Genomic DNA, 21,347 nt, shown 5'->3' with positions numbered 1-21,347 from the left:
TGTGGTCGTAATTTCTTATTAGGCACTCGATTTTCGAATAAAAAATAAACTTCTCAGAGCGAGATCATTTAAAAGAGCATTATTATCAGTTGCTTAGTTTTATGGGATGAATATAGCTGGAAATGATTATATGGTTTTTATAAATAAAGGGTCTGCTGCTGGTTAATATGCGAGTTCCTTTTTTGGGCTATTTTCTAATGAAAACATAGTTTTATTGAAATTTTTGTCATTTTTTTATCAATCTTTGTTTATAATATTTTCGTACTGAATTTATTGATGGATACGAAAAATTGACTATTAAACAAAAACTTTATGCAATGTTTGCCGCTGTGTTGTTTTTGATGTTGGGGTTGGGGGTGTACGCTTCATTTTCATTAAAATCTCAAGCAACACAAACAGACATCATGTTAAATCTCACATTTGCTGATGCAAGTTTATATACATCACGATTGGCTCAAGCTGATTATATGATTCAGGAAAACCCTGATTTCACCAAAAAAGTATTGAGCGAAGCGCAAGAAGCAATTAGTACATTGAATGCGGCTAAAAGCCAAATGGCAGTTGAGCAGAGTGTGACTCAAGTCAATACAATAAAACAGGGAATTAACGATTTCACGCAATTGTTTGAACGTTTCGTATCTGCTAAGAAAAAACAAATTAATGCGCGCGATGAGGTTAATCAAGCAGCTCATTCTGTCATCAATGGCATAGACGAGACGCTAAACAGCATTGAGCAATACTTTTCAACCAATCAATCCGATTTTTCGGAGTTTGGTCGTTTTTTAAAAGCCAAGCAAGTACGGGACGATTTTGCGGAAATTCGTGTCAATGTGTGGCGTTATAATACTGCGCCTACTCAGCAACTAGAGAGTGATATTTCTAATCAAATTAGCCAACTTAAAAGTAATGTTAATAGTTTAAAGAAAATAATGCTTGCTGCCAGTACACAAGCCTTACTCAATGACTTATTAGATGATATAACTCACTATTATCAAGTGTTTAAATCGACGGTTGCTACTTACGATGAATTAAATGCTATTCAAGCTGAGATGTTACGTGTTGCTAACAGCGCTTCAGAGGCAGCATCAAAACTTGTTGAAGAAGAACAAGTGATTGCCAGTGAGCGAGAAAACGCCGTGCAGTTAATAATGGCTATAGTTGTGATGATTGCGTTTGCCATTGCGATTTCCGTTGGCTGGTGGATTATTCGCAGTATTATGGGGCCGTTAAATCTGTCTATTGATTTTGCATCTCATATAGCGAAGGGTGATTTGAGCCAAACTATTCAGGTTACAGGCAGCGATGAGTTTAGCCAGTTAAATAGCGCGTTAAGCGAATCGGCGAATGCGTTACGTAATGTTGTAGATCAAGTTGTTCAAGTCACCAAAGAAATAGAAGCATCAAGTTGCCAAATAACGAATTCAGTATCGGGCGCAACAGATTCTGTTTCTCAACAGCAACTCGAAACAGACATGGTCGCAACTGCTATAAACGAAATGGCTGCCGCTGCGTTACAAATTGCACAAAGTGCAAGTGGCGCCTCACAAACAAGCCACAATGCAGAAGAGGGCGTAGAACAGTCTAAAGCAGTGGTGGGTCAAACCGATGTTGCAATGAGTGAGCTTGCGGATGCGTTATTAAATGCGATGGAAGTAGTCACAAGTTTAAGCTCAAATACAGCAAACATTGAAGGGATATTAGATGTGATCCGCAATATAGCAGATCAAACCAATCTACTTGCCTTGAATGCCGCCATTGAAGCGGCTCGTGCCGGTGAGCAGGGGCGTGGTTTTGCCGTGGTTGCTGATGAGGTACGCACGCTGGCACAGCGCACCCAAGACTCTATTAGCGAGATCACCAACATTATCGAAGCAATCAAGCTTGGTGCTGACAATGTCGTTGATGTTATGAAAACATCAAATGAAAAAGGGCAAATGGTTGCAGCTTTAACAAATGATTCGACCGCATCACTTGAGAAAATTGTGTATTCGATTAACGATATCGTCGAGGCCAATAATCAAGTTGCCGTGGGGGCTGAAGAGCAGTCATCTGTTGCCGCAGAAGTCGATGCGAATGTTGTGAAAATAAAGGCGCTTGCGGATGATAACGCATCGAGCTTAAGTGATATCAGCAAACAAACGCGACTACTTGAAAATCAAACACAAGCTATGGTTAAACTTATAAGTTTCTTTAAGGTTTAAGCCTACTAAAAATGGAGCAATGCTGGGTGTCTCTAGCATTGCCCCAATTCAGCATATTTTAGCATAACAGCCCACACCCATTCGTTATTTACTTTTCGATATTTAAAGCCTTAAAACTAGCGCCCTTCATTCTAATCAGGGTAGACTATAAATCGGTACTGATACTAATCTGCAAAAATACTTAATCATTTTAGAGGGTTAATTTGACGCTCACTGCGTTAAAAGTTGTAGATTGCTCTTGCGTAGAAGTAGAACAATGCAGCAGTAATTGCCAGAACAACCCTATAAAAATTATAAAAAAGGGGCAAAAAATGTACACAGGAAAAAATACGTTTAGGCGCATGCTCGTAAAGTTAACATTGGGCGTATCTTTAATGACAATGTGTTTGAGTTTTAAATTATCAGCAAACGAAAACACATCCGTTACAGAGCAAAAGTCTCAAGCGATAAAAGAAATTGTTCAACAAAGTACTATTCCACAACTCATTCAAGCGATGAAAGCTAATCAGCTAACTTCAACTGAATTAACACAGTTTTTTATTCAGCAAGTAGAGACACTTAATCCGCAACTCAATGCAGTGATTGCAATGAATCCAAACGCTTTAGCTATTGCAAAGCAACTGGATGAAGAGTTAAGCAAAGGGAAAACACGTGGTCCTCTACACGGCATACCTCTGTTAATAAAAGATAACATTGAAACTAAAGAGATGGCGACAACGGCAGGCTCGTTGGCATTAAAAGATAACTTTACACATAGAGATGCGCCGATTATCGCCAAGCTTAGAAATGCAGGTGCCATTATTTTAGGTAAAACAAACTTAAGCGAATGGGCTAATATGCGTTCTGAGCGTTCATCGTCTGGGTGGAGTGCGATTGGTGGCCAAACACGTAATCCTCATGATTTAAATCGCTCTACATGTGGCTCTAGTTCTGGCTCTGGTGCAGCTGTTGCAGCATTTTTAAGCGTGGCAGCGATTGGCACTGAAACCAATGGCTCAATTACTTGTCCGTCTTCTGCAAATGGGATTGTTGGCATCAAGCCCACAGTGGGTTTGTTAAGTCGCACTGGTATTGTGCCAATTTCACATACGCAAGATACCGCAGGCCCTATGACGCGTTCGGTTATTGATGCAGCTATTTTACTTTCAGTGATGCAAGGTGTTGATGATAAAGACGCTGCAACAAAAATAGCCAAAGAGCGCATAAACGATGACTATATGCCTGAAACTTCAAAACATTCTCTAAAAGGAAAACGCTTAGGCGTGCTTTATGCTGCGCCACTCGCTCATGAGCACGTTGAGTTACTTTTCAATAAGACTAAAAAGGTACTTGAAAAAGAGGGAGCGGTATTAGTCGAAGGCTTATCGACAGAGCCTTATGCTAATTTTTATCAAGATAGCTATGATGTATTGCTGTATGAATTCAAAGCGACGTTAAACGACTACCTCGCTCAATTACCAAATGAGTACAATACACTGACACTGAAAAAATTAATCGAATTTAATCAAACACACGCAGCCCACGAAATGCCTTATTTCCAACAAGAGATCTTTGAGAAGTCTCAGAAAAAAGCCAAGTTAACTGACCCAAGTTACATAAAGGCATTGCAAAATGTTCACCAAGCGACCAGAGAAGACGGTCTAGATAAAATGCTCAAGGAGCATGACCTTGATGCCATTATTACCGTTACTTTAACGCCCGCTTGGTCAATAGATCGCATTAATGGCGATCACTTTACTGGCAGCTTTTCTAGTTATCCTGCTGTTTCGGGGTACCCTCACTTAACTCTGCCCATGGGGAAAGTGCATCATATGCCTGTTGGGCTATCAGTTACAGGTGGCTCATTAAGTGAGAAAGAATTAATAGCGATTGCTTATCGTATAGAGCAGTTAATTGGTTATAAATACTATTAGTTTGTAGAGTATCCCTTGAAAACGATTTTTCAAGGGATACTTAAAGCGAGCGTATTTAGCTGCTATGACGCTGTTTAGGCACCTTGATTTTGAACAACATAGTGTACAGAACAGGCACGACGATAAGCGTGAGTATTGTCGCAAAACCTAGACCAAACATAATGGTTACAGCCATTGATTGGAAGAACACATCAAATAACAGTGGGATCATCCCTAAAATGGTGGTGATTGCAGCCATAGCAACAGGACGAACACGACTCACGCCTGAATCGAATACCGCTTTGTATGGTTCTTTGCCACTATCTAGTTCAATATTTATTTGATCAACCAAGACGATACCATTTTTAATTAACATACCGCTTAAGCTGAGTAAGCCCAGTAGAGCCATAAAGCTAAAAGCCGCATTCATTAGCAATAAGCCTGCGCTCACACCAACAATGGCAAGCGGCACGGTTGCCCAAATGACGAGAGGCTGCTTCACTGAGTTGAATAACAATACAGTAATGGCAAACATAGCTAGATAGCCAAGCGGCAATGAGCCAAAGATTGCTTTTTGGGCGTCTGTTGATGATTCATATTCACCACCCCATTGCAGCTCATAACCACGTAGTAAATCAATAGCTTCTATATCTTTACGGACACGGGCGAACAGCTTGGCTGGGGTTTCATCGCCAATAACATCATGATCAGCCATGACTGTAATAGTTCGTTTGCGATCGCGACGCATGATGAGGCTGTCTTCCCACTCAACCACAAAGTCATCAACCACCTGTGTCACTGGCACAAATACACCTAGTACAGGGCTGTAAATTTGTAAGTCACGTAAGCTCTCAACGTTTAAACGCTCTTCCGCAGGTGAGCGAGCAATGATAGGTAGCATTTGTGTGCCATCTTTATAAACACCAACTTGCTTGCCTGATAAGCTGGTGAGTAGTAGCTGGTCTAGATCAGATTTGGCAATACCCAAGCGACGCGCTTTTTGCTCGTTAAACTGTGGGCGGATAAGTTTCGAACGTGCTCGCCAATCATCACGAATATTAAATGCACCTGCATCTTGATGCAGTATATCTTTAGCCTGCTTAGCCAATTGACGAAGTATGACAGGATCAGCACCCGAAAAACGCGCTTCAATTTTAGCATCAGTCGACGGGCCAATTTCCATGCGCTTAACCTTTAGTTGAGCGTCAAGCACATGTTTGTGTTGATAATCTCGCACCTTCTCGATCATGGTTGTAACGGCTTCTCGATCTGTTACGCGAATAATCAATTGCCCATAGGCTGGGTATGATTTTTCAGGTGCGTAGGTCAACATAAAGCGCGGCGCACCTTGGCCCACCGTGGTGGTGATTTCCTCAACTAGCGGGTCTGCTTGTAAGAATTTTTCAAGCTTAGCAACACCGTCTATCGTACTGCGTATATCAGTACCTTGTGTTTGCCAGTAATCAACATAAAACATCGGTGTGTTTGATGCTGGGAAGAATGATTGCTTTATAAACTTAAAACCAAACACCGCACTGACTAACATCACAACCATAACCAGAAGGGTGGTTTTCCGATAACGCATAGAGGTGTGAAGAACACTTTTATACACATTAAAAATCACGCCTTGGTAGGGGTCTTCGTCATGGTGCGGTTCTTTCTCTTTCGCTTGTTTAAACATTAAATCAGCAAAGAAAGGAGTAAGTGTAATTGCGGTAATCCAACTAAGTAATAATGAAATAAAGAGTACCCAGAAAAGGCTTCCGGCAAATTCACCACTTGCATCTGAGCTTAAACCAATCGGAGCAAATGCAGTAATCGCAATAACCGTTGCACCTAACAAAGGCCATTTTGTTTGATTAACAATATTGGTTGCGGCTTGTAGTTTTGTTTGCCCGCGCTTTAGGTTGATGAGTATGCCTTCGGTGACAACAATTGCATTATCAACCAACATACCGAGCGCAATGATTAACGCACCCAGTGAAATACGCTGCAAATCGATGGCAAATAACTTCATGAATATGAAAGTACCCAGTACGGTCAAAAGCAAAATAACGCCAATTAACACACCACTTTTAAAGCCCATAAAGAGCAGCAGCACGACAATTACAATGGCAACAGCTTCAAGTAAGCTGATAATAAAGCCACTGACAGACTTTTCAACTTCAGCAGGTTGATTATATACACTGTTAATTTCCATACCATGGGGGCGTTGGTATTCTAGAGAAGCTAAGTGCTCATCAATGTTCATGCCTACATCAACAACGTTAACGCCTGAGCTGAAAGACACGCCTACCAATAAAGCCTGTTGTTGATTGTAGCGAATGATGTTGGTGGGGACTTCGGCATATTCACGAAACACGGTTGCTACATCACCTAGGTAAATAAGTTCGTTTTCACCTGGCTTTGAAATAAGCAGGCTTTCAAGCTCTTTAACATCCTTGAATTCACCCGTCGGGTGTAAACGAATTGATTCATCACCCACACGTACTTTACCCGCATTAGAGACGCTATTTTGAGTCTGTAACAGTTGGTAAATACGGTTTGGTGAAATACCCAGCTGGGCAAGTTTACGCGTAGAGATTTCAACCATTACTTGGGCTTGTTGCTCACCGCCTATGGTGACTTTGCTCACACCCTCGACCAGTACCAGTTCGCGCTTTAAATAATCAACGTAATCTTTGAGTTCATCATAAGAATAGCCGTCACCGGTTACGGCGTACATTACACCGTATACATCCCCAAAATCATCCATGATCTTGCTAGGGTATACCCCAGAAGGCATTGACGATGCTTGATCATTAATTTTTCGGCGCAGTTCATCCCAAATTTGACGTAGGTCTTGTTTGCGATAACTACTTTTCATCTCAACGGTTATTTGCGACTTACCAGGAGATGAAATACTTGTTACATAATCAACATAGGGGAGTTGTTGAATGGCATTTTCTATAGGGAAGGTGACCTCTTCTTCAACTTGCTGGGGAGAGGCGCCCGGGTATGCGGTGATCACCATCGCTTTTTTTAAAGTGAACTCAGGGTCTTCAAGCTGTCCTAAGCCAAAATAGGCCACTGTGCCACCAATTAGCAGAAACAGGGCAAACATCCAGCTTACGACTTTACGTTCAATGGCCAGTGCTGCAAAACTCATTATAAGCCTCGCTCTTTTTGCCATGGACGAACTTTCATACCTTCTTCTAAAAAGTGAACGCCTGCCGCGACAACTGTTTGGCCTTTTTCAATGCCTGAAAGTACTTCAATTCCATCGCGGTGTAATTGCCCGACTTTTACAGCTCGTTTATGTACTTGGCCGCTATTTTCATCAAAAACCCATACATAACTATTCTTTCCTTCAGGCTCTGTAGGCTCAGAGAATACCGCTTCAACTGGCAGTAATGTGTAGGCTGATTGTGAGCTAGTGATTTTGCTTAAATCAATATCTACACGACCTGTCATACCCGCAAGTAGGTTAAAATCTTCTGGCACAGGTAACGAAAATACTACTTTATAGGTTAGCGTAGTCGGGTCGGCTTGGGTATCAAACTCTTTTATTGTCAGCTGATAAGATTTATCTGGATAACCATCAAAGACGACTTCTGGCTGGTATTGCACGTCTTTATCTATACGAGCGATGAGCTTTTCAGGTATTTGAATGACCACATCCATTAAGTCGCGGGTTTCAAGTCGTAGAATATTTTGTTTAGCTTGGATATTCTCAAAGTTTTTCACAAATACTTTTGCGACAGTGCCTGCAAACGGAGCGCGTAATTCACTGTTATCTAGGTTGGTTTTGGCAATTTTCATTGCAGATTCTGCCACTTGTTTATTGGCAGTGGCTTGATCTAACTCTGACTGGCTGGCAATGGAGCGGTCAAATAATTTCTGTACACGTTCAAGTTGCGATTCAGCAAGTTCAAAACGTGCTTTACGCTCTTCATACTGAAGTTCGAAATCTTCTGGATCGAGTTTGGCTAAAAGCTCTCCTTTTTCAACATGTTGACCTGCAAGTGCTGGGAACTCAAGTAACTCTCCGTTAACTCTAAAAGCAAGATAAGAGCCTTGGTTAGCCACAACTTCAGCGGGGAAGCTGCGGATTGCTTGATCTGAGTTACTGTTTATATTGAAAAGTTTAACAGGGCGAACAACTTGTTCAACGTCACTTTGTGCTGCTTGCTCTGTACATGCCGTAAGTAACAAAAACACGCTGCTCATTAATACGGCGGATGCCAATCTCATTGTCTTCTCCATAGATATGAAAGCATAAATTTGATGCAGGATACGCTGCAAAGATATAAAATAAAAATTATTAAATTTTAGAAACATCATTAGTTTTTTTAATGGTTTTGGTGATTAATGAATTTAAATCAATTAACAATTTTAGATGCAATCGTGCAAAGCTCTAGTTTAAGCCAAGCAGCTGTGACATTACACAAAACACAACCTGCATTGACGCTTGCTATAAAGAAGCTTGAGTCAGAGCTTGGTTTTGAATTGTTAGACCGAAATCAGTATCGCTTATGTTTAACAGAGAAAGGGCGCATTTTTTATCGTGAAGCACGTCAATTACTCAATGCAAACAGTGAATTGGCTTCTTTAGCAAAAGAACTTGCGCTGGGTAATGAAGCCAGTTACAGAATTTGCTACGAGCAACTGTGTCATCAGCATAGTTATAATCAAGTGATAAGCGAAACCTTTAAGTGCTTTGCAAGTACTGAGTTTAGTATTTCTTCAGGAAAACGATTTGTGTCTTTAGAACAAGTTAATAGCTTGCAGGCAGATTTAGGCATTGGGCCATGGTTTGATTTGTTTCATGCAACAGGGGACCTCGAAAGTTTACCGATAGGTAAGTTTGATATTGGTATAGTGAGTGCTCCTCATGTCGTGCCAAGAGAGATTAGTTTTGCCGAGATACAAAATTACCCATGTCTGGCTATGTTTGAAAGTGATCTGAGTTTTGACTCTGACAGGCTATCTTACAACCTTGGCTCGGCCTTAATGAAAATAGATGATATTACCAGTGTTAAGTCGTTTTTACTCTCGGGTGCTGGTTGGGCAATGATAAGTCTGCAACACTGTCAGGCTGAAATAGAATCAGGTTTGTTACAGCAAATAAAAATTACGGATAGAGAGCACCAGTTTGGCGCAGAAATTCGCGTGTTTAGGCAACATTCAGTGCATCATGGTCCAGTTGCAAGATCAATTTGGCAAGCCTTTAGTGAGGTAAGTAAAGAATATACGGAGCAAGCCCATGCAACAGGCAACTAAAGAAGAGTTAATTTTTACAATAATAGCCTCTATCCCTTCAGGTAAAGTAGCAAGTTATGGGCAAGTTGCTACGCTTGCGGGTTACCCGCAAAATGCCAGATTGGTTGGCCGCTTATTAAAAGAAATGCCCAGTGATTCAATTATTCCATGGCATCGTGTTGTAAATAGCCAAGGTAAAATCTCTTTTCCAGAAGGGACAAGTAAACACCTTGAACAACGGCAAAAATTAATCAGTGAAGGGGTGAGCTTTAATAAAGCTAAAATCAATATGCGTTTACACCAATGGCATTAAAAAACATATAAACTGATTGATAAGTAGTGACATACACACCCAACAAGTACAAATACGTGCCAAATAGCATGACTATAGTGGCGTGTTTTAGCACTGTAGAAAAAAGTACCAAGACTGTAAGCAACGCCTCCTGCTAATAACCACCACAAAGCACTGTGATCTAAATTTAAGTACAGAGGGTAGACAAGGGCAAGGGCAAACCAGCCCATTAATAAGTAGGTTGCAAGTGATACTTTTTTATTGCCATTTTTTACCGCTAATTTATAAATGACCCCGCCTATTGCTAAGCTCCAAATAAATACCAGCGCTGCAATTGCCCACATTCCCGATAATGATATGACGAGATATGGCGTGTAAGTACCAGCAATTAGCAAATAAATAGCGCAATGATCACATTTTTTATAGATGGCACGCAAACGCGCTTTGGTACTTGCATGGTAAAGTGTTGATGCCATAAAAAGCACCAGTAAACTCGAACCATAAACAATCGCACTGACTGTTGCTGACACAGCTTTTGATTGCGAAATCAAATCCCACAGTACGTAAAAAGCAAATAACACGCCCATGCTATGAGTGAGTACATTGAGTTGTTCTTCTTGACGCGAGTAAGGTAACTGAGCAGTCATAAACTCTCTAAAAGTGATTGTAAAAACAGTTTCAGTGTACAAGTGTACGCTGAAAATATCAACGTTTATTTTTTCGCTAATAGTTAGTCAAAAATATTAAATTGATTGGTTTTATTAACCATTGCTGAATAGGATGAAAAATTAAAATTTACAAAAAATCATTAAAAATTAATGGGTTGAAAAATATTTTCATGCTGGCACAACCTTTGATTAAGTAGTTACGACTAATTACTTAAAGAGACAAGGAATATCATTATGAATAACTCACTTAAACTTACAACAGCTGCGTTACTTGTATTAGGGTCTACTCAAGCAAGTGCGACTGACTTTGAACTAGATATTAGCAACACAATTACTCAATCGCTAAAAAGTTATGTTCAACAAGCGAGTAATGAGCTTAAACAAAATGTGACAAACAGTATTGAATTTGATGCTCAGCAATTACTTAATGAATACATGAGCGAAGAGGTTGATAAGGAAAATGACAAATCAACCGTTATTGCTAAAGCACCTGTTGTAGAAAATAAGCAGTAAGGAAACATCTAATGAGTAGTGAAATCAGTTTATTTTTACTTATGGTTGCACCCGTTTTGAGTTTACTGAGTGCGTACGCGTCAATCGAATTATTTAGAAACGTTGCACATTGGTTCAACTTTTAATTTACTGGGCATAAATGAAGATTTCATGAAATATTGATCGGCAAATGAAAAGCGCACGTAATTAGAGGCATGTGGTATTTTAAATAGTAGACTTTATGAAGCGTGCGATTTTTCCCCTACCGGTTTTTATTCTTCCAGAAGGGGCGACTAAACTTAGAATATTTGAGCAACGTTATCTTGATATGGTTAAAGAAGCCGCGAAAGATAATACGGGATTTGTGCTATGTACTTACCAGCACGACACTGAGTTCAACTTGCCTAATCTAGGTTGCTTGATGCAAATAAATGACTTTAATCAAGACGACAGCGGTCAGCTCTTGATAGATGTTTATGCACAAGCTGCTGTCACAATCCACAATCCATTTCAAGACAAAAATATGCTGCGTTACGCTGATGTAGAAGCAGTAATTGAGCCTGTTTGGTATAAAAAAATACCTTTGGATCAGAACAATGCTTTATTAAGCGAGACGCTTCGTTCAGTGTTTGCTAGTCAGCCTGACTTGTCTGCACTTTATCCAACACCGCAATACGATGATTTGGCGTGGGTTGCTGCGCGTTGGCTCGAAATTCTACCTATTTCACTAGTTAAAAAACAACAACTTGCCTTTGAATCTAACTTTGAAAACTTACTCACTTTCCTCCATACTCTAATTAACACAGAATTTACTGATTAATATGATCCGAACCATGTCTGAATGCGTATTGCATCTTACGACAATAATTGGATGACATTAAAATGGTAAGTCAACAACTTCAAACAGGTTGTAAACCTAAAACAGGTCAATTTACTGCCATGCCAGAGACACCGAGCAAAGAGCTTGCTAATTCGCTATTCGCTGTTGCCACTTCCCGTGACAAGCGTGCATTTGCTTTTCTTTTCCAATATTTTTCGCCCAAAATAAAGCGTTTTGGAATCAAACAGTTTGGTTCTGAGGCTCAAGCAATGGAATTGGTACAGGAAACGCTCACTTCGGTTTGGAGAAAGGCACACTTATACCATCCTGAAAAAGGTGCTGCGACAACGTGGGTATACACTGTGATGCGAAATGCATCTTTCGATATGCTCAGAAAAATGAAAAGCAGCAAAGAAGAGTGTATAAGTGAAGATATCTGGCCGCTCATTGATGAAGCTGAGCCTGGGCAGCACGAGTTCAGCGATCATCTTGAAGATAAGCAAATTAAACAATATCTAGACCGTTTACCACAAGCCCAACGTGAAGTGGTACGCGGCGTTTATTTTCAAGATATGTCACAAGAGCAACTTGCAGAGCATTTAAACATTCCCGTAGGTACAGTGAAGTCTCGACTTCGTCTAGCCTTGCAGAAGTTACGCAACGAAATGGGAGAGCAACATGATTAAGCATCACCCGAGCAACGAATTATTAGTGCAATTTAGTGAGGGCAATTTGCCGGCTACGCTAAGTGTCGCGGTTGCTATTCATGTTGAGATGTGTCCTGTATGTCAAAAGCAACTCGCTACACTTGAAGCTAAAAATGCAAACACTGCATTTGAAGACGTAGTTAACGACGATGATATTTGCTTTGACCAGCTTATGTTCGACAACATCACCTCGGATGAGAGTATTGATGAAGTATATGATCAACCGGCTATCAAAGTAGAGGTTAAGGGAAAAGAGTACACCTTACCAAGGGCGCTAACTCGCATTGGGCACAGTAGCTTTATGCAAATAGGTAAACTAGCACGTTCACGAATTGTATTGGATGATGGGGCGCTCAGAGCCAGTCTTTTACATATCGATGCCGGTGGTGAAATTCCGGACCACACTCACACAGGTTTTGAGCTAACCTTATTACTTGATGGTGAGTTTAGTGATGAAGATGGCAGTTATGTCCCAGGGGATTTTATGATGCTGGATGGACGCCATAACCATACACCAAAAACAACTGAAGGGTGTTTGTGTTTTACAGTGGTTAGTAGTGCGCTGCATTTTAACAAAGGTATTAGCAAATTACTTAACCCAATTGGTAATTTAATTTATTAGGGATCCTATGCTGCAATCAACAATTAAAATAGGTATTAGTGCCTGTCTTGCTGGCGATAAAGTTCGTTTTGATAGTGGTCATAAAAAATCTAACTTCTGTATGGACGAGCTCGCTAACCATGTTGAGTATAAGAAGTTTTGTCCTGAAGTTGCTGTGGGATTACCAATCCCACGACCAACCATCCGCCAAGTGAGAGTGGGTGACACAATTAAAGTTTGTCGCCCTGACGGCACGGGGGATGTAGGACCAAAACTTACAGAATACGGAAAGCGAGTTGCTACGGAGCAAACAGCTGAGTTAAGCGGTTTTGTTTTTTGCGCCAAAAGCCCCAGCTGTGGTATGGAGCGTATCAAAATTTACAACGAACAAGGCACAGGTAACACCTCTGAAGGTGTGGGCTTTTTTGCTGAGCAAATAATGGCCCATAATCCACTATTGCCATGTGAAGAGAACGGGCGCTTGAACGACATGCATTTACGAGAGAATTTCGTTATGCGTGTATACACTTACAAACATTGGCAAACCCTTAATGAACAACCTTTAACCGTGCATCGTTTGACCCAATTTCATGCTCAGTATAAGTATCTTTTGATGGCTCACAACTACGAAGCATACCGTAATTTAGGCAATTTACTGGGCACATTTGATGGTCATGATATTCAAGCATTAGCAAGTGATTATATTTTTGGTTTGATGACTGCTTTGAAAAAGCCTGCTTCTCGCAAAAATAATGCGAACACGCTTATGCACTTGCAAGGTTATTTTAAAAAGTCACTCTCTAAGATTGAAAAGCAAGAGTTACGCGATGCGATAGACGAATATCGGCAAGGGTTGGTGCCACTGTATGTGCCATTAACGCTGATAAAGCATCACCTCAAAGTTCATCCAAATGAATACCTAAGTCAACAAGTGTACTTAGACCCTTATCCGAACGAACTTAAACTACGCTACGGAATTTAATGAACACACTATTCTGGTTTAGGCGCGATTTGCGCCTTTTTAATAACGACGCTCTGTATCAAGCGATCGAGAATGGCTGCCAACATGCTGTATTTTTTATAACTGAAAAGCAGTGGCAGGCTCATGATGTCGCAGATATTCAGCTAGATTTATTAAAACGCAGGCTTGCTTTTTTAGGCCAGTTATTAGCAAGTAAAGGTATAAAGTTGCATCTCATTGATGCTGGAGACTATACCGGTTGCGTTGACAAACTAGCCGATTTTTGCGAAGAAAATGCAGTAAAAAATGTTTACGTTAATAACGAGTATGAGCTAAATGAAGTTGAGCGCGATCGTGCCTTTGTAGATAAAGCCGACAGCCTAGGAGTTTCATTTTATACTTACGATGGTGATGTTATTGCCCCCCCAGGTAGTATCGAAAATCAAAGTGGTGAGATGTTTAAGGTCTTTACTCCATTTAAAAATGCATGGCTCAAAGAGTATCAAGACAGACACTTCTACTTTGCTGAGCCGCCTAAGATGCATGACAAAATCGAGTGGCAAGAAAGTAAATTACTCACATCAGATGGAAGCTCACAAAAGTGGCCCGTTGATGATGAGACCTTAAGTCATGTCTGTGCCCGCTTCATAGATGAAAAGCTTGCCTCTTATCAAGAGCAGCGAGATATCCCAAGCATTAAAGGTACATCAGGTCTGAGTCCTTATTTAGCGTTAGGTATTATTAGTGTTCATCAGCTTCTTGCGCTGATTCAACAGCGTCACCCTGATATATTAAAAAGTGCGAAAAGCAATTTGTTTTGCTGGGTCAATGAGTTAATTTGGCGAGAATTTTACCGACACCTAATATCGGTTTTTCCACGCCTAAGCAAGTACGCAAACTTTAACGACAAATATAATGCGGTTAAGTGGCGTAACGACGACAGTGACTTTAAAGCATGGTGCGAGGGGAAAACGGGTTATCCTCTTGTTGATGCTGCAATGCGCCAGTTAGTGCAAACAGGTTGGATGCATAACCGCTTACGTATGGTGGTTGCAAGCTTTTTAACAAAGCACCTACTTATTGATTGGCGAAAGGGTGAGCGCTTTTTCATGAAGCACTTGATTGATGGTGATTTGGCTTCAAATAATGGCGGCTGGCAGTGGGCAGCAAGCACAGGGTGTGACGCACAACCTTATTTCCGTATTTTTAATCCCATTACTCAAAGTGAGCGTTTTGATCCAGATGGTGAATTTATCCGTAAATATTTACCAGAGCTGGAAAAAATACCTGCGAAACAAATCCACTTTCCTCATGATTATTTAGCTAAGCAAGGAAAGTCTAGCAGTTATTGGCCAGCAATTGTTGATCATAAAGCAGCACGAGAACGTGCACTAAACGCATTTAAGGGGTGATATGGACAAGGTGACTCTCGATAGGTTTATTGAAATTTACCAATCACTGAACAAAAACAACTTGCAGCTACTTGATGATATTTATCACCCAAGTATCCAATTTATTGATCCACTGCATACCGTGAACGGTCTTGAGTCACTTCATCATTACTTTGAAAACTTATACGCTAATGTGTTGTCTTGCCAGTTTTCGATAAAAGACACTGAAAGTAGCAACAACAAAGCCTTTATCTATTGGACGATGTATTATCGCCACCCAAAACTAAATAATGGCAAAAGCATTGCCGTTGAGGGGCACAGCCGTTTAGTTTTTGAGGGAGATAAAATAGTTCATCATCAGGACTACTTTGATGTAGGCGCACTTCTGTATAGGCATATTCCGCTTCTTGGTACGGCAATACGTTATATTGATAAAAGGACAAGTGCATAATGACTACTTTAATTACAGGAGCAACCTCAGGGATTGGTGAAGCACTTGCTAGGCTATATGCAGAGCAGGGTGAAAACGTTATTGCCTGTGGTAGAAATACAGAGAAGCTTGCTGAGCTGAGTAAACATAGCCACATCGAAAGCTGTCAATTTGATGCCACAAACTTACAGGATATACGTTCCAGTACAGTTGCTTACAATGAGTTTGACCGCGTTATTTTAAACGCAGGTAATTGTGAATATATTGATGATGCACGTAACTTCGACAGCAGCTTGTTTGAGCGTGTTGTTACCACCAACTTACTTAGCATGGGGTATTGTTTAGAGGCATTGCTGCCAAGAATTAAATCTGGTGGTCAGCTTGTTATTGTAAGTTCCAGTGTGACATATCTTCCTTTGCCACGAAGTCAAGCATATGGAGCTTCTAAAGCCGGAGTGAGTTATCTGGCAAATAGCCTCGCGGTGGATTTAACTGATGTGGATGTCACTCTTGTTCACCCTGGGTTTGTGAAAACACCATTAACAGATAAAAACGACTTCCCGATGCCTATGGCTGTAACGGCTGAACAGGCTGCGAACTATATTTACAAAGGGGTTAAGAAAAGGCGCAAAGAAGTGCACTTCCCCCATCGTTTTACCTTCATTTTAAAATTTTTAAGAATGCTTCCTATGCCATTATGGTTGAAGCTTGCAAAAGGATTATCACGTTGAAAAAAGTGGCTGTAATTGGGTCTGGCATAGCAGGATTAAGCTGCGCACACCTACTGCACAAACATTATGATGTAACTGTATTTGAAAAAAACGATTACATAGGCGGCCATACTGCAACCATTGACGTTAATCTTGGTGGCGTTGAATATGCTGTTGATACGGGGTTTATTGTATTTAACGATAGAACATACCCGTATTTTGAGAAGTTATTAGACCGTTTAGGTGTCGACCGCCAAAAAACGCAAATGAGCTTTAGTGTACATAATGAAGGCACAGGTTTTGAATATAATGGTCATACCTTTTTCAGTTTATTTGCTCAAAAGCGCAATATTTTCCGCCCTAAATTTTGGAAGTTATTGAAAGATATTGTGCGCTTCAATGATGTCTGTAAAGCGCTGCATGCAAAACAAACGTATACAGAAAATCAAACGCTGGGCGAGCTGTTAGACGAGCACAATTTTAATGAGTTTTTCCGCTTCCATTATATTTTACCGATGGGCGCGGCTATTTGGTCGACTAGCATAAAAGAGATGACCCAAGTCGGCGTTGAGTTTTTTGTTAAGTTCTTCTATAACCATGGTTTATTGGACATTACTAATCGCCCACAGTGGTACGTAATACCAGGTGGATCGCGCGAGTACATTAAACCTATGATACAAGGTTTTGCGGATAAAATTCGTCTGAATAGCAACATTAGCTCGGTTTCACGTACTGAAGACTGTGCTCATATTCATTTTGACGATGGTCATACTGAAACCTTTGATAAAGTGGTGTTTGCCTGTCATTCAGATCAAGCCCTCAAATTATTACTAGACCCAAGTGAAGACGAAAAAGCAGTGCTAGCTGCAATGCCATACACAGCCAATTCAGTGGTGCTACATACCGACACTGCGCTCTTACCTAAACGTAAAGCTGCTTGGGCCAGTTGGAATTACTTACTGAATGACAACACGGATAAAGCGGCTGTAGTAACATATCAAATGAATATTTTACAGGGTATCAAAAGTGATACGCAATTTTGTGTCACGTTGAACCACCGGGAAGGGATCAGTAAAGATAAAATTCTCAGAGAGTTTACATATCATCACCCTGTTTTTAATAAACAATCTATTGCGGCTCAAAAGCAAAAGTCACTCATAGACGGAAAAAATAACAGTTATTTTTGTGGTGCTTATTGGTATAACGGCTTCCATGAAGATGGTGTTAGAAGTGCTGTTAATGTCGCACAGCAACTCGGGGTTGAGTTTGAATAGCGCAATTTATGTCGGTGATATTCGCCACCGACGATTTGCGGTGAAGGAGCACCACTTCAAATACCCACTTTATATGATGTGGGTTGATTTATCACGGCCTGAGGAATTGAACGGTATTCATCCTTGGCTTGGCTGTGATGGTTTTAAAGCGCTGAAGTTCAATCAAAGCGACTATTTTAATTATCAAACTGACATGCAATTACCTGTAAAACAGCGCGCACTCGATAAAATCGCACAGCTCGGCGTCACGCAAACATTCAGTCATGTTTTCATGCTTGGGCAAATGCGCTGTTTCGGCATTTATTTTAGCCCTGTAAACTTTTTCTTTTATCAGACACCGAATGGCGAATTTAGCCACATGCTTGCTGAGGTGAGTAATACCCCTTGGAATGAACGTCATTATTATGTCGTACCCCTGCAAAAAAAAGTGAACTTTAAAAAGGTTTTCTCCGTATCACCTTTCATGAACTTAGATATGAACTATCATTGGAGTGTCAGACAAAATTCTGATAACACTATGATTCATATTGAAAATAAAAAAGACGAAAAACTCTTGTTTGATGCAACATTGAGACTGCAAAGGCAGCCGCTTACTAAACAACAAGTAAGTGCTGTACTTAAACGTTTCCCAGCGATGACCCTTAGTATTTTCAAGGGGATTTATTTTCATGCGCTGAAGTTGTTCTGTAAACGTGTGCCTTTTATTGGTCACTCGGGCAAGCAAGAGAAACAAACTAGGTGATGTGATGGAAAAGGTATCAAACTTAACACAGACTCATACAACGAGTTGGTTAACAAAAATCTACAAAAAGCTTGTAACCGGTGCTTTTAATAGCATCAATATTGGTTGCATCACACTTGTTGAAGAAAATGAACGTATTCAATTCGGCAACCCAAGTAGCTCTTTAAACGTGACAGTGACTGTCAAAGACCCTGCAATGTATAAGCTGTTTGCATTATCTGGTAGTGTGGGGGCCGGAGAAGCGTATATTCTAGGTTATTGGGAGTGCGATAATCTAACGCAGCTGATTGAAATATTTGCATTAAATCAAGATCAGCTTGACGCGTTTGAGAAAAAATTTGCCTTTTTAAGTGGCTTAGCGCATCGCATTAATCATTTAAAAAATAAAAACTCGTCACGAGGTTCTAAAAAGAACATTGCTGCTCATTATGACTTAGGCAATGATTTGTATAGCTCTTTTCTTAGTGACGAAATGCTATATTCTTGTGCAGTCTATCCATCGCAAACAGCAACACTAGAGCAAGCTCAGTCGCACAAGCTAGCGCTTATTTGCGAGCAAGTTGATTTGCAGGCGGGCGACAAGGTAATTGAAATTGGTACAGGGTGGGGGGCTTTCGCAATATACGCTGCCACTCATTATGATTGCCATGTTACAACTACGACGATTTCTGATGAACAACACGCTTATGTAGCTGAGAAAATTCGACAGCTAAACTTAGAAAGTAAAATAACCTTACTCAAACAAGATTACCGTTTGCTTGAAGGGCGTTACGATAAGCTTGTCTCCATAGAAATGATTGAAGCAGTGGGTCATGAGTATTTACCTGGCTTTTTTGCTAAGTGTCAGTCGCTGTTAAAAGAAAATGGCGCTATGTTAATTCAAGCGATTACCATTGCCGACCAGCGTTATAAACATTACCTAAAAAATTCTGACTTCATTCAGCAGTACATCTTCCCAGGTGGCTGTTTGCCGTGTTTAGACGAGATGAACAAACAAATAAAACTGAAAACGGACATGGTCGTACACAGTGTAAAAGATATAGGTGTGCATTATGCTAGAACCCTTGCCGATTGGCGTGAACGTTTTATTGCTAGTTGGCCTGAAATCGATAAAGTAAAGTTCGATCAACGCTTCTATCGTTTGTGGTTATTTTATCTTGCTTATTGCGAGGGGGCTTTTAGAACGCGTGCAATAAGCACGGTTCATCTTGTTGCCCGCAGACCGCGATTTGTGCATTCTGGCGATGACATTGCGCTCAATTATTAATTTTGCCTTGTTCCAAGGGGTTTGGTTTATGGCCTTACTCCTTGAACAAAAGTCTATTTTACCGGCCCTCGTTTGTGTTGCGTTGATGATGTATCTGTCATTGCAACGAAGACAAGATGTTTTTTTACTGGTTTTTGCTCTACCTATTGCGCTGACTTTTGAATGGCTGGCTACAGCACTTAATTTGCTGAGTTTTAAAGAGGCTCCATTTCCTTTTTGGCTGGTGGTACTTTGGTCTGCGTTACTGCTTACCGTCAATACTTCAATGCAATTTTTGCAAAAGCTTCCTTGGTACTTAGCATGGTTACTTTGCGCTGTATTTGCACCTGCTAGTTACTTTGCAGGGGCACGTTTTGAAGTATTAAACATCGAGTTACCCTTGTGGCAGTTTTGGATTATGTATGGCGCAGGTTGGGCGTCAATGTTTCTAGCTATTCTGATCTTAAATAACAGAATGCTTGCCAAGAAATGATCAACTTTTACGCTTAAATCGTAGTGTCTACAAACTGACTTTTAGGCAAGAATTATGAAGTTAATACATTTGATACTTTTTTCCATCTCGTTGACTTTGTCAGCATATGCCAGTGCTAACGGATTTAAGACCGTTGGCGAAGCAAAAATGGAATATTTATTCTGGGATGTTTACAACGCGAAACTAGAAACTCCAACAGGAAGCTATGAGTTTGGTGAACATCCGGTGAAATTAACACTTACTTATTTGCGTAATTTTGACGCCAAAGACATCGTAAAAGCGACCAATGAGCAATGGCAGCATCTAGGTTTGGTGGATATGGTTAATGCGTATGACGAACAATTGTTAGCGCTTTGGCCAAATATCAAAAAAAACGACTCTTTGTCATTCGAAACGAATACACAAGGGATAGGTACTTTTTACTTCAATAACGACAAGCTTGGTGTTGTTGAAGATAAGCAGTTTGCAGACCATTTTTTAGCAATTTGGCTCAGTAGCGATACCTCAGAGCCTTCACTTCGAAAACAGCTTATTGGAGGGAAACATGATTAAGCTCAAAGTAATCTTTATTTTTGCCATGGTAATGTTAGTCACCAGTTGTTCTGCGCCTGATGTTGATTATTACCAAGGAACAGAGCCACAGTTTGATTTTAAACGCTTCTTTAATGGCGAATTGAAAGCCTATGGTGTTGTCCAAGACCATAAAGGCGAGCTAACACGTAAGTTAGTGGTGGATATGCAAGCGAGCTGGCAAGGTAATCAGGGCATTATTGATGAACAGTTCGTCTATGATGACGGTGAAACGCAAACTCGCACTTGGAATATCACCCTAAAAGAGGATGGCAGCATTGAGGGAACGGCATCAGATGTTGTTGGTACAGCCTACGGTGACAGCAATGGCAGTGTTTTTCATTGGACCTACTCGGTAGAATTACCTTATGATGGTAGTACTTTAGTAGTGAATTTTGATGATTGGATGTATTTGGTAACACAATCACGCTTGATTAACCGTACTGCTATTGATAAGTTTGGCATCGAGGTCGGGGAAGTGACCTTGGTTATCGAGAAAATCGAACGATAGTTTAATTGTCTCTAAACCATTTGAAAGATGGTTAAATTCAGTCTTTATTAACCCTGAAGTCACTAGATTAGTGACAGATAGTTAAAATGTAGTCATTTTTGAAGA

The 21,347-nt window shown here is 40.5% G+C and carries 21 protein-coding genes; 18 read left to right on the top strand and 3 right to left on the bottom strand.

Annotation, left to right across the window (positions count from 1 at the left end; all coding sequences use genetic code 11):
* Positions 1-290 precede the first annotated feature (290 nt).
* The gene (locus L3Q70_RS18760) at positions 291-2,201 is read left to right on the top strand and encodes a methyl-accepting chemotaxis protein (protein ID WP_062568130.1); all 1,911 of its coding nucleotides are present in this window, start codon (positions 291-293) and stop codon (positions 2,199-2,201) included.
* Positions 2,202-2,512: 311 nt separating this feature from the next.
* Positions 2,513-4,114 carry an amidase gene (locus tag L3Q70_RS18755; protein ID WP_237115303.1) on the top strand — a complete coding sequence of 534 codons (1,602 nt, stop codon included), beginning with the start codon at positions 2,513-2,515 and terminating at the stop codon, positions 4,112-4,114.
* A 55-nt stretch (positions 4,115-4,169) separates the two neighbouring features.
* Here the strand turns inward: L3Q70_RS18755 and L3Q70_RS18750 are convergent, their stop codons facing one another.
* The gene (locus L3Q70_RS18750) at positions 4,170-7,241 is read right to left on the bottom strand and encodes an efflux RND transporter permease subunit (RefSeq protein ID WP_237115302.1); all 3,072 of its coding nucleotides are present in this window, start codon (positions 7,239-7,241) and stop codon (positions 4,170-4,172) included.
* Positions 7,241-8,326 carry an efflux RND transporter periplasmic adaptor subunit gene (locus L3Q70_RS18745; RefSeq protein WP_062568127.1) on the bottom strand — a complete coding sequence of 362 codons (1,086 nt, stop codon included), beginning with the start codon at positions 8,324-8,326 and terminating at the stop codon, positions 7,241-7,243. The genes L3Q70_RS18750 and L3Q70_RS18745 overlap by 1 nt, the downstream gene beginning before the upstream one ends.
* Before the next feature lie 117 nt (positions 8,327-8,443).
* Here L3Q70_RS18745 and L3Q70_RS18740 point away from each other — a divergent pair, with 117 nt between their 5' ends.
* On the top strand, positions 8,444-9,355 hold the full coding sequence (locus tag L3Q70_RS18740; RefSeq protein ID WP_062568126.1) for a LysR family transcriptional regulator: 912 nt from the start codon (positions 8,444-8,446) through the stop codon (positions 9,353-9,355).
* Positions 9,339-9,647, top strand: coding sequence for an MGMT family protein (locus tag L3Q70_RS18735; protein WP_062568125.1), 309 nt, complete (start codon positions 9,339-9,341; stop codon positions 9,645-9,647). The genes L3Q70_RS18740 and L3Q70_RS18735 overlap by 17 nt, the downstream gene beginning before the upstream one ends.
* Here L3Q70_RS18735 and L3Q70_RS18730 read toward each other — a convergent pair.
* Positions 9,644-10,273, bottom strand: coding sequence for a hemolysin III family protein (locus L3Q70_RS18730; RefSeq protein WP_237115301.1), 630 nt, complete (start codon positions 10,271-10,273; stop codon positions 9,644-9,646). The genes L3Q70_RS18735 and L3Q70_RS18730 overlap by 4 nt on opposite strands.
* A 255-nt stretch (positions 10,274-10,528) precedes the next feature.
* Here L3Q70_RS18730 and L3Q70_RS18725 point away from each other — a divergent pair, with 255 nt between their 5' ends.
* From L3Q70_RS18725 to L3Q70_RS18660, 14 genes are all read left to right on the top strand, one after another.
* The gene (locus L3Q70_RS18725; protein ID WP_237115300.1) at positions 10,529-10,807 is read left to right on the top strand and encodes a hypothetical protein; all 279 of its coding nucleotides are present in this window, start codon (positions 10,529-10,531) and stop codon (positions 10,805-10,807) included.
* Between the two features lie 220 nt (positions 10,808-11,027).
* Positions 11,028-11,606, top strand: coding sequence for an LON peptidase substrate-binding domain-containing protein (locus L3Q70_RS18720; RefSeq protein WP_062568122.1), 579 nt, complete (start codon positions 11,028-11,030; stop codon positions 11,604-11,606).
* A 62-nt stretch (positions 11,607-11,668) separates the two neighbouring features.
* A complete protein-coding gene (locus L3Q70_RS18715; protein WP_062568121.1) occupies positions 11,669-12,292 on the top strand; it encodes a sigma-70 family RNA polymerase sigma factor in 624 nt (207 codons plus the stop codon).
* Positions 12,285-12,935, top strand: coding sequence for a ChrR family anti-sigma-E factor (locus L3Q70_RS18710; protein ID WP_237115299.1), 651 nt, complete (start codon positions 12,285-12,287; stop codon positions 12,933-12,935). Before L3Q70_RS18715 ends, L3Q70_RS18710 begins: the two co-directional genes overlap by 8 nt.
* Before the next feature lie 7 nt (positions 12,936-12,942).
* Positions 12,943-13,896, top strand: coding sequence for a DUF523 and DUF1722 domain-containing protein (locus tag L3Q70_RS18705; RefSeq protein ID WP_062568119.1), 954 nt, complete (start codon positions 12,943-12,945; stop codon positions 13,894-13,896).
* Positions 13,896-15,287: a deoxyribodipyrimidine photo-lyase gene (phrB, locus tag L3Q70_RS18700; RefSeq protein WP_237115298.1), complete on the top strand. Its 1,392-nt coding sequence runs from the start codon at positions 13,896-13,898 to the stop codon at positions 15,285-15,287. Before L3Q70_RS18705 ends, phrB begins: the two co-directional genes overlap by 1 nt.
* A gap of 1 nt (position 15,288) precedes the next feature.
* A complete protein-coding gene (locus tag L3Q70_RS18695; RefSeq protein WP_237115297.1) occupies positions 15,289-15,717 on the top strand; it encodes a nuclear transport factor 2 family protein in 429 nt (142 codons plus the stop codon).
* Positions 15,717-16,427, top strand: coding sequence for an SDR family NAD(P)-dependent oxidoreductase (locus L3Q70_RS18690; RefSeq protein WP_062568116.1), 711 nt, complete (start codon positions 15,717-15,719; stop codon positions 16,425-16,427). The genes L3Q70_RS18695 and L3Q70_RS18690 overlap by 1 nt, the downstream gene beginning before the upstream one ends.
* Positions 16,424-17,680: an FAD-dependent oxidoreductase gene (locus tag L3Q70_RS18685; RefSeq protein ID WP_062568115.1), complete on the top strand. Its 1,257-nt coding sequence runs from the start codon at positions 16,424-16,426 to the stop codon at positions 17,678-17,680. The genes L3Q70_RS18690 and L3Q70_RS18685 overlap by 4 nt, the downstream gene beginning before the upstream one ends.
* The gene (locus L3Q70_RS18680; RefSeq protein ID WP_237115710.1) at positions 17,673-18,422 is read left to right on the top strand and encodes a DUF1365 domain-containing protein; all 750 of its coding nucleotides are present in this window, start codon (positions 17,673-17,675) and stop codon (positions 18,420-18,422) included. Before L3Q70_RS18685 ends, L3Q70_RS18680 begins: the two co-directional genes overlap by 8 nt.
* A 4-nt stretch (positions 18,423-18,426) precedes the next feature.
* Positions 18,427-19,689, top strand: a complete 1,263-nt coding sequence (locus L3Q70_RS18675) for a cyclopropane-fatty-acyl-phospholipid synthase family protein (RefSeq protein ID WP_062568113.1) — start codon at positions 18,427-18,429, stop codon at positions 19,687-19,689.
* Positions 19,667-20,161 carry a DUF2878 domain-containing protein gene (locus tag L3Q70_RS18670; protein WP_062568112.1) on the top strand — a complete coding sequence of 165 codons (495 nt, stop codon included), beginning with the start codon at positions 19,667-19,669 and terminating at the stop codon, positions 20,159-20,161. Before L3Q70_RS18675 ends, L3Q70_RS18670 begins: the two co-directional genes overlap by 23 nt.
* A 54-nt stretch (positions 20,162-20,215) precedes the next feature.
* A complete protein-coding gene (locus L3Q70_RS18665; protein ID WP_237115296.1) occupies positions 20,216-20,713 on the top strand; it encodes a chalcone isomerase family protein in 498 nt (165 codons plus the stop codon).
* Positions 20,706-21,242, top strand: coding sequence for a DUF3833 domain-containing protein (locus L3Q70_RS18660; RefSeq protein ID WP_062568110.1), 537 nt, complete (start codon positions 20,706-20,708; stop codon positions 21,240-21,242). Before L3Q70_RS18665 ends, L3Q70_RS18660 begins: the two co-directional genes overlap by 8 nt.
* Positions 21,243-21,347: the final 105 nt, after the last annotated feature.

It is taken from the genome of Pseudoalteromonas sp. CF6-2, from assembly GCF_021729425.1.
Taxonomy (GTDB): domain Bacteria; phylum Pseudomonadota; class Gammaproteobacteria; order Enterobacterales; family Alteromonadaceae; genus Pseudoalteromonas; species Pseudoalteromonas arabiensis.
The sequence above is the reverse complement of the archived record's forward strand: the minus strand, read 5'-3'. Positions and strand labels throughout refer to the sequence as shown.